Below are 12,868 nucleotides of genomic sequence, written 5' to 3' on the forward strand. Positions count from 1 at the left end.
ACCCAATCGCTATGGAACAGGGTTTACGCTTCGCTATTCGTGAAGGTGGCCGTACCGTAGGTGCTGGTGTTGTTGCTAAGGTTATCGAATAATCTGAACTTCACTGAAATTCATTTTTTATAAATGATAAAAGCTCCGGATCAATGATTCGGAGCTTTTTCAATTATGGCATAACGTAATGCAGTGGTAGGTCTCAGCTTAGCCAGTTACCTTTTACCATGAGCGGTGACTGCTGATTTGTAATCTGACCGTTTTTGTGTAATGTATTGCTATTTGCGTCAAGTTGATTATTTATTTTTTTTATCCGTCAAAGTATAATCATTACATAAGTTGTGTTCACCAAGGATTTTATATGAAAAAGATAACAGCCATTATTAAGCCTTTCAAACTGGATGATGTTAGAGAATCCCTAAGTTCAAAGGGGATTTCAGGCATGACCGTGACAGAGGTAAAAGGGTTTGGCCGTCAGAAGGGGCATACTGAGTTATATCGTGGTGCTGAATATGTTGTTGATTTCCTGCCTAAGTGCAAGCTTGAAATTGTTGTAAAGGATGAGGATGTAGACAGCTGCATTGAGGCCATAACCCAGGGGGCTCACACTGGTAAAATCGGTGATGGTAAAATTTTTGTGACCTCTGTGGATCGTGTAGTGAGAATTCGTACTGGGGAAGAAAACGATGAGGCTATCTAATTAATCTCGTCGATATCTCTTTTATTATTTTGGGCACCTTTCCGGTGCCCCGAATCTGCAGTGCTGTACTGCCTTTCTAAATCTATCAGCGTGGCTTATCGCTTCCTTGATTTTAGTCAATATTTCCAAGAATTACTTCTCGTTCCTCATTTTCGATAAATGATAGTTTTTTTATGTACTGATTAATACTACGATATGTTATCAGTTCATTTAATTACATTCGGGTTACGCATGATAAAGCATTTTTTCTTTTTCCTTGTTATTTCACTGACTTTATGTGCCTGCAGTACCACACCTCCGAAAAAGCCTAAGGATCTGTGCGAAATATTTAAGGAGAAGAGCAGCTGGTATGATGATGCTCAGGATGTTTATGCAAAACGTGGCGTCCCAATAAATATAGTAATGTCCTTCATGTATCATGAATCCGGGTATGTTGATGATGCACAGCCGCCAATGCGCTGGTTTCTGTTCATTCCTTACGGACGTGGCAGTTCTGCCTACGGGTATGCTCAGGCTCAGGATCCTGTTTGGGATGATTATGTAAGTGAAGCAGGAGGATTTTTCTCATCGAGGGATGATTTTGCCGATTCTCTTGATTTTATAAGCTGGTACATACTCAAAACCAATAAGGTAAATAAAGTTAAGATTACCGATGTTTATAATCAGTATCTTAATTATCATGAGGGGTGGGGCGGTTATCGCAAGAAGACCCATGCAAAAAATAAGAGCCTTCAGCAGTTGGCAAGAAAGGTTGAAACTACGGCAGGTAACTATGCAAAACAGCTTCGTAACTGTAATCTCTAGTTATATTTGTATGTGTGATGCCGGTTAGTGCAGTTAACTGCGTACATTATGAAATTCTTATTTATTTCGAACGGCTTGTAATATAATTACAGGCGGGAATCGGGGAAATTTTATCGGTTTGAGGTTAAGACTCCTTTACTGGGTTGTTTTCAATAGCAGGTGGTTTAATAAATTTCTGGCTACTTTACGTTGATTCTGCTACGCAGTCTTTTATGATCTCGAAACACTGACTTCCTCATGATGATTTTGATTTTTTACATAGCTGACAGGATTTTTTTATGTCTTTAGATTATGAAGATCGCGGTCCTTTATCCGCAATCAAAGATTACGCTGAATTTAATGATCTGGATGCTTTCTATTCAATGACCGATCATATTGTTGGAGAAATTCTTGCCGACGGAAATCCGGAGGATCAGGAATATGACATTATTCATTACTTCAGCTCCCTTAATTTTGCCAATCTGGAAAAGTTTGTAGTTGAAGTGAATAATGCATTTGGAAATGAGATTTACATTGAAGATCCCGATGAATGCTTTGATGAAGAAAATAATGAAACCTTCTTCAGTGTTTCCATTATTATTACCCATCCAAAGCTTGACGGTCAGGCAATTTTTGATGAAATCACCAAGCTTGTATCCCTCTGCAACGAATACAAAATTGCATATGACGGTTGGGGTACCCAGTTTGACGATGATGAGGAATAATCTTTAAAGAACTGTTTGTCGTTGCCCGGAATTATTGATGTGGGGCTTCCGAGAAAATCAAGGGAGTGTTCCCTTGATTTTAAGATTGAGTAAAACTGCTTAGTTATGATGAACGTAAGTTCTGTCTATTTCCAGTTTGCGTGAAAGATCCTTTCTGTCCTCTTCCGAAAGGTTTCTGTCCGAATCACTGTAGTTTTTGTTTTTAATTCTTATTCCATTAATGCTGTTGCTTATGATGATGTAATCCTTTTTGATTATTGCATCTTCAAGATAACTTGAACTGATAATCGGATCCCTGGCACCTTCATCAAAGAATGATTTACCGATGGTGTAATCACTCGTATCGTTGGTTACCCCCAGAACTTCCGGCAGCAGTGTGGCAGTAAGGTCATAGGAGGTTGTGATATGGTGGTACTCATGAGGAGCTTTACCCGGCCAATGTATGACCAGGGGAACATGAAGCTGGGCATCGGTAAAGTTTGAGTTATGCCCGTAGTATCCAAGCCCGTTGTCATTAAATTCATTACCGTGGTCTGCCGATACGATTATTATGCTGTTGTCCCACATGTTACTGTTTTGTATATATGCAAACAGATCCTGAAGCTGGGTGTCCATGACATGGGCTACATTCTTGTACAGATTAAAGAATATATCCCTGTCAAAATCTTCGTTTATGGCAAGATAGTTTGGATTGTTCCACGGAGTAGGGTACTTTTTATGTTCCCTTTCCTCACCGATTAGTTCATTGGAGTGGAGCTTATCCAGAAAAACAAAGGCAAATTGCGGCCTTTCTGATTTCTTATCAATAAAACTCTTGAAGTCCCTGATGGCATCCTGATCTTTTTCGCTTACGCTTCCGCCGTGTGATTCAATGCGCAGGTTTTTAACGTTTGCAAATACTGTACGGTCAAATTCCGGTTTGTACATCTGGGCTCCTGCAAAGGCGTTGATTTCGTATCCTCTGTCCTGAAGCGCCGTCATCATAATGGATTGAATGTTTGAATTGAGCATTCTGTTCCAGTAACTGCCTGGAAGGCCGTAAAACAGTGAAAAAATTCCGTTACGGGTGGCGTTTCCGCCGGACAGATGTTCGGTAAAATTAAGATTATTTCGTGCCATTTCATAAAGATAAGGCATGTTATCTGAATTTAGCGTATCTGCACGAAGTCCGTCCACGTAAATCATATAGATATTTGGGAGGTTGCCGCCTGGAATGGCCTCTGAGTAACGCAACGGATGTTTCGGATAGTCGATAATGCCTTTACCAGTGTCCACTGTGTTTTCGGCTAACCCATCCATTTGCTTTCTGAATAGTTTGCTTGCGGTTAGAGGATAGTAAAGTCCTATTACTTCGGAATTCCGGTAAACGGAAGCTATTCCGAGTCCCTTGCTTACCGCATGAGTTATGTTACAGAGCAGGAATGTGACTAGGATGAATATCGGTATTATGATTGTTCCTGCCGGTTTTATTTTTTGGCTTATGCGGGCTGAGGTCATAACTACTGTAAGTGTACCGATGAGCACCAGAGCACAGTACCCTATAATGGACATCCACATTGTTCCAGAAAAAGCGATTACGTCACCGCCACCGTTAAGAAACAGGTCCAGCATGGCCATGTTAAGGTGAAATCTGTATATTCCGTAAATCTTGAAATCTGTAACTGCAATAATTGAAAACAGCATGAACACAGCCCATGATATGACAAGTGCAGTTTTGTTGAGCCCTGCTCTGTGGAAAGGATATACGGTCAGAAGATTAATCAGAAAGCATATTAGTGCCGTATTTGAGAATCCGGCAAGAAACAGATAGACTGATGGCAGAATATCAGTGTGTGGTATGGGAAGAAGTGATATGCCCAGAAGTGTAAGACAGATGGATTCCAGTACTGCGGTGATTATAATTAAATGCATTTATGTTTTCTTAAATTTATTATCTTTATTCTGTTTCGTTAGAGTCTTTGCCTTTATCTTTTGCATATGAGGCAGGGATTAACTGTCTTACGGAGAAATAAATGTCGTAACATCAGTTTTTAAATCAGTATTCTGATGAAAGAAACATAACCATCGTTTTACGTTCTTGACAGTATGAAAAAACCCGTGTAGCGATTATAAGCATCGCTATAAGTCAAGGCAACCCTGATACGGAGGTCAATGATGAATTTGCGGGGTATTATTCATTTATCAGTACGGAGACTAATATTCACCGCATTGATTTGGGTTGCTTTACGGCTTAATTGGTAAATTACGCTGTAATTACAGAAGTACGTTTCGGTTAAATAAGTCCGAAACGTACTTCCCATATGTCAGATTTCAATTCAGTAGTATGAGAATCCCGTGTGCGTTTTTAAGATATGTACAGGCTGATATTATTTTCGTGATTGTTTGTTCTCAATTAAGAAAAATCCGTGTTCGTAACTCAACTCTCCAAGGTGTGCGTAGGCGAGTGCTTTTTTTTCCAGTGAATTGTTCTCTGTTGTTGGAGTAAGTGTTTGTGTGGAAAAATCATATTTTGCGGAGACAACTTTCTGATCCGGCAGGATCATTACTGCAGAGCCGTCATCCTTAAGATAACAGAAGTTTTGGTAGAACTGTAACAGAGCTCTGCCTTCAAAACCATCTGGAAGCTGCGTTAGGTCGTAGCCGACTGTAGGAACATCAGCCTCTATTCCGGCAAGTGACATTAGGGTCTTTGGTATATCTATCTGACTGACAACGTGTGATTCGGTTTTATGTTCAATGCCAGCCCCGAAAAGTACTGCCGGGATGTGGAAATGATTGACTGGGACAAGTTCACTTCCCCATGCTCTGGCGTCATGATCTGCAATGACCAGAAATATGGTGTCATTGAAATATGGCTTCGTTTTAATCTCATCATAGAATTTGCCAAGAGCGTAATCAGCATATTTTATTGCAGTTTCCCTGTTTCTGACATTATGTGAGAATGACTCTTTTATTTCGTAGGGATCATGGTTTGACGATGTGAAAACCAGAGAATAAAAAGGCTGTTGTTGCCGATGCATTTCATCAAAGGTTTCCAAAGCCTTATTAAAAAGATCCTCATCTGAAACTCCCCACGAACCGGTAAATATAGGATTGTCATAATTGTTTATGTCAATTATTTTGGTATACCCGTTACCCAGAAAGAATGAGCGCATGTTGTCGAAGTGCGATTCTCCGCCGTATATGAATGAGTTCTGATAGCCCTCATTTTTAAGTACGGAGGCCAGATTGAAAAAGTTTTTCTGTGTTTTTTCACGTTTTACCGTTGAAGTGTTCACCGTAGGCGTAAATCCTGAGGTAACCGCTTCTATGCCACGTACTGAACGGACACCTGTGGCAAACATGTTGGTAAATCCGTAACCTTCGCCGTAAATTCTGTCCAGATTAGGTGTCAGTCCGCTTCCTCCAAGGTAACCCACAAACTGAGCTCCCAGACTTTCTTCAAGAATAATGACGATATTTTTCCTTGCACCGGTATTTGTGGGAATAAGACGGTTAAGAGTCGGGTTCTCTGAAGTTGCAGGGGTATAGTCAAATCCGGTGTCGGTTTGAATTTCTTTTATTATTTCTTCTTGAGTAAGAGGTTTGTATGTGCAGGCTTTTTCAGACATCATGGATTTTACGGATGTTGCCAGCATGTATCCGGAATTGGCAGTCAGAGAGTTAACAATTTGATTTGATGAGAAAATAGCCTTTGCCAAATTAAAAGGACGGTGTTCAAATGAGGATCTGGCAGATATAAATGTAATAGTGCCAAGAACCACAAAAATCATAACTGATATAAGATTGAACGGTACGTGTTTCAGGGTAATTTTTTTAAGGGCTCTGAAGAAGAACAGGACAAAAATGCTCATTAGGCAAAAAACGGTAATGACAGCAGCTAAATGGCCATTAATCAGAAGTTTGGCGAGTTCAGCCGGATAAATCATGTATTCCAAAAAAAGTCTGTTAGGTCTGGTTGCATATTCCTCCATGAAGGGGATTGTACACATTTCGAGAAAGAAAATGAGAGCGCCGGTGATAAGCAGGTAGGTTTTTTCGGCAAAAAGGAAAATTTTACCGATTCCGTAAGGCAGGGATGACGCCAGAAAAGTCAGCAGAACCGGTAAGGCCAGAATATATCCGAGACCGGACAGATCCGTTCTTAACCCGTTAAAGAGAAGTTTAGGTACTTCGTCCATATTGATGTCTTCACGGTATATTACTATTCCGGCAACTCTGATTAAGGCATATACAGCTATAAAAAACAGAATGAAGTAAATAAGATGACGATAGGGAAATAAATATTTACTTATCGGATGATGTTTTTTGTTTGAGGGATCATGATCAGGGAGTGTTCTGTTCATATGTTTGCTCTCTTTGTTTAGTTATTTTATTAAGCGCATCTGCAGTTCTCAGTACGCATTATTTTTGTTACTGTTACGGAAAAGTTTTTTATTCCGAGGTAACGCAGACTGCGCCCGCAAAGCGGGGCGACAGTCGGAATGTTATTCTCTACAATGCCATGTTTTTGATATTTTTTTCTAAATTAAGTTTATTATCCATGGTTATGACATGTGTAGGAAATTACTGCTTCAAGACCGTGAGGTACTGCATTGCGCAATTTTATCTGTCCTCCCTGTTTCAGAACAATGTTTCTGACTATTGAGAGACCGAGACCCACATGTCCGCTTTGGGTGTTTCTCGCTTCATCAAGCCTCATGAACGGCGCAAAGACCTCTTCCAGCTTTTCTTCGGGTATTCCCGGACCATTGTCGGCAATGTAAATGCTTATTACATCATCCTTTTCTTCCAGCTTTACTTTTACTTCTGTTCCATACTGAAATGCGTTGTCTATTATGTTCTGCAGGATACGATGGATGTCGGTGGAACTGCAGAAGAAATTATTTGCATGCTTGAAAGCACCGGATTCTTCAAAACTTATGTTTTTTCCGGCATCCGTGTAGTTGTTGCAGATGCTTTCTATAAGACTTGGAAGATGAATTTCCCTGGATTCGTCAGCATTGTTTTCGCCACGTGCAAACAGCAGGGTTGCCTTGACCATTTCCGTCATGGTATCAATGGTTTCCCTAAGCTTTATCGTGTCCTCATTTTCTTCAAGAAACTCGGTTCGCAGTCTGAGACTGGTCAGAGGTGTTTTCAAATCATGAGATATTGAGGCGAGTATTCTGGTTCGATCGTCAATGAAGTTTGCAAGATTTTCCTGCATGCGGTTAAATGAATGCTGCAGATCCTGAATTTCTTTGGGACCGGTTGTTTCAAGCGGAGGAGTACGATAGTCCGAACTCAGCTTTTCTGCCTGAAGCATGAGTTTTTTTAACGGTCTTGTAAGTTCAGTAAAGAGCAGGAAAAACAGTAGGGTTCCGACGATGGTTGCCAATGATATGGAGAAAACTGTAAGTGATGAAAGATGCGGCAGAAGCATGTTGTTTTCATAGCAGACAAATGTGAGGTAGTATCCTGACTTTAGTTTGATGGATCCGAATATTGATACCTTACTGTCTGTCGGCGGCTCCTTAGGCAATACCCTGTCATCAAACGGATTGTTGTTTTCTATCGTTGCTATTCTGGATTTTACGTCATGCCTTCTTCCATGGTGAATAGCTTCCGGATTTACAAAGACGTCATAATAGTGTCTTTCATGAGGTGGTGGAGGCATAAATCCAGGGTGGCGTGGACCATGGTGATGATGCGAGTCTCCGTGATAAGGAGGTAGATGCTGTGACCTGCGGAACGGAGGTTTTTCCTGTGGAAAAGGCTCTCTTTCTGGTGAAACCGGTGCGTAGAACAGATTATCCGGTTTCTTGTTTGCCACGTAGTTGAATCCTTTAAGGCTTTCCTTTTCCTTAAAATCCAGGTTTTCAGTATTTACGTCAAATTTTGTATCTGTCTCAATAAAAATCTCTCTGCTGTCATCCTGAAGTTCCTCACGGATCTTGCTTTCGTAGTCGGAGTTTCTGTTATTGGGAATTATCGGATTTGAAGTGATATTGGCAAACAGTCCGCGTGTCAGTCTGGTTTTAATGAATTCATGATATATTTTCGGGTCGTTGTGATCGAGAACCCTGGCTGTACTCAGCACTCTGAGAAGAGTCATTCGGTGGGCATTTTCTGCATAGTTCTGTCGCATATCCAGTACAAAGACCACGATAATTATAAACTGGACAGCCATAAGCACACTGACGGAGGTAAGAATAAGTCTCCATGTCAGGGTTTTAGGAATTATTTTACTGATTCTGATCATCGGTTACCTCTGCAATAAAGCAGTAGCCGCCACCCCAGACGGTTTTGATTATTTCATTGCCGGTGTCATTTTCAGTTTTCAGTTTTTTGCGCAGACGACTTATCAGCGTATCGATTGATCTGTCAAAAACCTGTGCTTCCCGGCCTCTAGCCAGATCAAGGAGCTGGTCTCTGGAGAGTGTTTCCTGAGGATGCTGCAGAAATGTAATGAGAAGTTCATATTCGGCAGTGGATAGGGAAATTATTGTTTTATCAGAATCAATAAGTTCGCGCTTCAAGACATCTAGTGTCCATCCGTTAAAGAAGTAATGTTTTAATGGTTTTTTGTTGTCCTGCTCCTGTTTCTGATTTCCCTCACTGCGTCTTAAAACAGCTTTAATTCGTGCCAGAAGTTCCCGAGGGTTGAACGGTTTGGTAAGATAATCATCTGCTCCGAGTTCAAGACCTATTATCTTGTCGGTTTCTCCTATCATGGCCGTAAGCATGATAATCGGAACGTTGTTGCCGTTTTCACGCAGTTTGCGACAGATTGACAGACCGTCTTCTTTCGGAAGCATAAGATCAAGGACAATAAGGTCTATCTGATTATCCTTCAGAATGCTTCTCATTTCCTCGCCGTCACATGCGGTAAAGGTATTGTAGCAGTGCTGATCAAGAAAGCGTTTGATAAGTTCCCTGATGTCTGCATGATCGTCAACTACCAGAATATTAACCGTGTCTGTCATTATTTCTATCCCATTTTTCTTACAATGTTACGAAGCTGTTTAAGTGTTGATTTTGCCCCGTCTGTTTTAAGTAAATGCTGAAGTTCCTTTTTCTTTGTCATTCCGAAAGTGAGAAACAGGCGGAATGCATCTTTTTCTTCATCCGTCAGTTTATGGACATCAGGACTGCTGCTGAACATCAATTTTAATTCATATATACTGTGAACAAGACTGTGGTGACCGTTAATAATGCTGTTAATCGTGCCGACATACTGTTTTTTAAGAAATAAATCCCCTTTTGTAGGGAGCCTGTTGGCATCTGACGCAACGGATTCACTCAAATCGTCAGAAAGTTCCACTCCTGGTATTCTATCACACTCAGATAAGGGGCTGTTTTTGCACGGAGTGACATCATTTTTATAATTGAGAGCGACATCAGAATTAAAAAGTTCCGAGATGCCACGTACATTTATATCCACAAAAACGGCTGAATCATGTTCGAGACCGAAAGGTATTATGAGGTGCGGCAGCTTCTTTTTAAAGAGCTGAAAGGCTTGTCTGGCATTGAAGGCTTTATTTTCGTTACAGGGAGAATCACTCTCCCACAGCATAAGAAGGGATCTTCTGCCACTGGCATTATCAGGAGTCAGACCAACATTAACCGGAACAAAACCATTGGAAAGCCAGAATTTTGTCGTGCCCGTACTTAGTGCAAAAGATACTCCCAGAAAATCATAGTTAAATGCCGGTGCTGCGTTCTGCAGATGCCGTATCATGCCTGTGGCTACCGCAGTTCTGCGAAATTGAGGAATCACGGCTATCCTTTCTATTCTCAGATAACCGAAATTTCCGGCGTCTTCAATTCCACACTGTGTTATGAGAGTCTGCGGGCACAGGTTGTTTCTGGGTTGGCGGGTTCCCATCATGATGTCGTGTGCCAGAGTTTTTTCAATATGCCCCTCCTCGGTAGATATCGTAACTCCGGCTAGCGTCATATGTTCTCCGGTTCTGAATCGTGAGAGAGCCCTTGCGGACATTTCCTGACAGTTTAGCTGATTTCTGCATTCCGGCCATGAACCAGCTTTATCGGAAGATATTTTGGAAAAATACACGTTATCATCAGTTCCGAAATCCAGAAGGAAACAGTTTTCCGGCAGATTATCTTCAACGAATAAAGCAGTTTCCGTGACAGGTGCAGGAATATCCTTTCTATTAATATAGATGGTACTGCCGTCATTATTGTCTGAAAACACTGAATTAAGGCTTTTGTCATCGGTCGCAGCTTCATATCCAGTATAATTCCGGCCTGTGTCGCAGGTATCTTGATTGTTTTTGCCGATAAACATAAAGGTAAGGCTTGTTTCCTCCTGAATTAGCCATCGTATCAGATCCTGCGGAGTCTGTTCATAGTGGTTTGTCCTTAGCAGTCTGTTTATCAGGTATAGGATGTGTCTTCCTGCATTGGTGTTCAGTAGTTCAGCTCCTGATGCGGAGACGATTATTCTGTTATTATCAGGATCCAGACTTATTTTCCTGCAGTGGATTATTTCTTTGGAGGTGGTAATGTTATTCTTTGTTTGTGCAGGGAGAATATCACGTCCATTGTTCTTGATAACCCTGTGATTAACCGGTGAATTAAAAAATATTGCATCAAGTATTTCCGCAGCCGTATCGTGAAGATTTCTGTAATGTCCGTGAAGGTGTAAACTGATGATTCCAAAGCGATCATAGAGGTGATGTCTGAGCCCCATTGCCGAACCCTCGTAGCCTGAATCAGTGGTTACCAGAACAGTTCTTCCATATTTTTTCAGGAGAGATTCCAGAACTGCAACTGGAAGAGCAGCGGCCTCTTCAATGATAAGCAGATCGATGCTGTCCACATATTCACATGCATTATCATCAGTTATGACTGATAATCCCGGAATATCCGTGTATCTTGATGTCAGATCCCTTGAACCAGCATTGTACATTCCACATCTGAACATGTTGTGCACAAGAGTATCAACAAGTCTGAGGGTTGCCGTGGTTTTCCCTGAACCGCGCTCACCATCCAGGTGAACCGTAAATTCCCTTCCGCTTTTCATGAGTGAGACTACCATGCTTATGAATCGGTTCTGATCTGGATCAAGCTGAGGGGGCGCGGTTCCCGGATGAGAAAACGGTGCCGCATTAATGTCATTAAAAAAACGGGACAAGAGGGTTGGTGTATTAAGAGCGTCAGAGACTGTTAATATTTCAAAAATTTCAGACTGTGTATAAATCGCAAAATAATTTTTCAGTTGTATCGGTATCGGAGTTATGACGATGAGAATTCCGTCTGACGTCAGAGAACCGAAAATAGAGCAGATTCTGTCTGCGTTAAATGTCTGCTGTTCAAGGACTGCACATCTTCTTGCTACGCCCAGATGCAGAGAAAGGTTGTTGAGGTTTACGGTACGAAGGAGTTTGCATTTAAGGTTTGTAAATATCGCAATGGGCTTTCCTTCAGCTGGTCTCATGCTGCTTATCAGTTTTTCTAGGATTTCCGGGGATACCTGAATGTCGGTATCCAGAAAGAGTACTTTTCTGGTGGTCATGGCTGTCTGATTAAACCTGCTTAAGGTTGTACGAAAACCTACGGAACAATTTGCTATAATTAACACATCTATCTGAGACTAATTTTATCATACATGCAGAAATCTTGAGGAACAGCAATGGGGAAGGCAGCGGTATTTTTGGACAGGGACGGCGTAATTAACGTGGAAAAGGATTACGTATATACCATAGATGAATTTGAGTTTATTGAAGATTCCATTGAGGCACTGAAGATTATTCAGGATAAGGGGTACGCACTGGTTGTGGTTACAAATCAGTCAGGTATAGCCAGAGGCTATTATACCGAAGAAGATTTTTTGAAACTGACAGAATGGATGGACTGGTGTCTTATTGACAGAGGTGTAACACTGGATGGTATATATTACTGTCCGCATCATCCGGAGAAGGGAATAGGAAAGTACAAGGTCGATTGCAACTGCAGAAAACCGAAGGCAGGACTGATATTCGATGCGGTAAAGCAGCTGGACATTGATCTAGGCAGATCCGTTATGGTTGGAGACACGGTCTCTGACATTGAGTGCGGAAAGAATGCGGGAATTAAGCGGAACTATCTGGTTCGTTCCGGTCATGCCATTTCTGCGGAGGATGAAAAAAAGGCAACCGGAGTTTATAAGGATCTTATGGCTCTTGCAAAAGACTTGGCGGATATAAACGGTAACGGTGATATGGTAATCCGCAGAAAAAGAAAGCCCGCAGATCATTAAGTCGTTACGGTTCGCAGGTGTTCCGGGCCGAAACTAAACTTTCATACGATAAAGATGCCACCATGTCGGTTACGCTAACATGGTGGCATCTTTCTGTTAAATGATCCCGGGTTTCATTCTACAGTCCGTTTGTTGAGATTGGGGAAGTGATGATGAAGACGGTAAATAATGTGAATAAAACGGAGAAGAGTACGAAAAACGAAAGAAAATCTGAGTCAGAGGCACATGAATTTAAGAAAATGCGATGGAAATTTTAAAAAAATCCATATAAATGTACAGAGAGTGTGCGGAAAGTCAAAATTTGTACAAAAATAAAATTTTTTGAAAAAAATTCAAAAAAAGTGTTGACGAAAAAAATAAAAAACCTAAAATACACATCGTTCGCTGAACAGAGCGAAACGAAAAAAGTTCTTTAAAAACGAA

Annotated in this window: 10 protein-coding genes; 5 read left to right on the plus strand and 5 right to left on the minus strand. The window is 41.2% G+C overall.

Annotated features, from left to right (window positions below):
• The 4 genes from QZU58_RS08705 to QZU58_RS08720 form a co-directional block, all read left to right on the plus strand.
• Positions 1-92: hypothetical protein (locus tag QZU58_RS08705; protein ID WP_018748561.1), on the plus strand; the 92-nt coding region annotated here is incomplete at its 5' end.
• 260 nt (positions 93-352) lie between these two features.
• Entirely contained in the window at positions 353-691 is a 339-nt protein-coding gene (locus tag QZU58_RS08710; RefSeq protein WP_031580065.1) for a P-II family nitrogen regulator, read from the plus strand.
• A gap of 231 nt (positions 692-922) precedes the next feature.
• On the plus strand, positions 923-1,495 hold the full coding sequence (locus QZU58_RS08715; RefSeq protein ID WP_294461212.1) for a transcriptional regulator: 573 nt from the start codon (positions 923-925) through the stop codon (positions 1,493-1,495).
• A 278-nt stretch (positions 1,496-1,773) separates the two neighbouring features.
• Complete coding sequence (locus QZU58_RS08720) at positions 1,774-2,199, plus strand: ribonuclease E inhibitor RraB (protein ID WP_294461210.1); 426 nt, start codon at positions 1,774-1,776, stop codon at positions 2,197-2,199.
• Between the two features lie 99 nt (positions 2,200-2,298).
• Here QZU58_RS08720 and QZU58_RS08725 read toward each other — a convergent pair whose 3' ends face one another.
• The 5 genes from QZU58_RS08725 to QZU58_RS08745 all read right to left on the minus strand — a co-directional run bounded on the left by QZU58_RS08725 (position 2,299) and on the right by QZU58_RS08745 (position 11,722).
• Positions 2,299-4,110, minus strand: coding sequence for a sulfatase-like hydrolase/transferase (locus QZU58_RS08725; protein ID WP_294496074.1), 1,812 nt, complete (start codon positions 4,108-4,110; stop codon positions 2,299-2,301).
• A gap of 455 nt (positions 4,111-4,565) precedes the next feature.
• A complete protein-coding gene (locus tag QZU58_RS08730; protein WP_294496075.1) occupies positions 4,566-6,545 on the minus strand; it encodes an LTA synthase family protein in 1,980 nt (659 codons plus the stop codon).
• Positions 6,546-6,736: 191 nt separating this feature from the next.
• A complete protein-coding gene (locus QZU58_RS08735) occupies positions 6,737-8,443 on the minus strand; it encodes a HAMP domain-containing sensor histidine kinase (protein WP_294496077.1) in 1,707 nt (568 codons plus the stop codon).
• The gene (locus QZU58_RS08740) at positions 8,427-9,167 is read right to left on the minus strand and encodes a response regulator (protein ID WP_294461203.1); all 741 of its coding nucleotides are present in this window, start codon (positions 9,165-9,167) and stop codon (positions 8,427-8,429) included. The genes QZU58_RS08735 and QZU58_RS08740 overlap by 17 nt, the downstream gene beginning before the upstream one ends.
• A gap of 5 nt (positions 9,168-9,172) precedes the next feature.
• Positions 9,173-11,722 (minus strand): hypothetical protein, encoded by a 2,550-nt coding sequence (locus QZU58_RS08745; RefSeq protein WP_294496079.1) that lies wholly within the window; start codon positions 11,720-11,722, stop codon positions 9,173-9,175.
• 117 nt (positions 11,723-11,839) lie between these two features.
• Here QZU58_RS08745 and gmhB point away from each other — a divergent pair, with 117 nt between their 5' ends.
• Positions 11,840-12,445, plus strand: a complete 606-nt coding sequence (gmhB, locus tag QZU58_RS08750) for a D-glycero-beta-D-manno-heptose 1,7-bisphosphate 7-phosphatase (protein ID WP_294496081.1) — start codon at positions 11,840-11,842, stop codon at positions 12,443-12,445.
• Positions 12,446-12,868 lie beyond the last annotated feature (423 nt).

The organism is uncultured Ruminobacter sp. (genome assembly GCA_902764345.1).
In the GTDB taxonomy this organism is placed as follows: domain Bacteria; phylum Pseudomonadota; class Gammaproteobacteria; order Enterobacterales; family Succinivibrionaceae; genus Ruminobacter.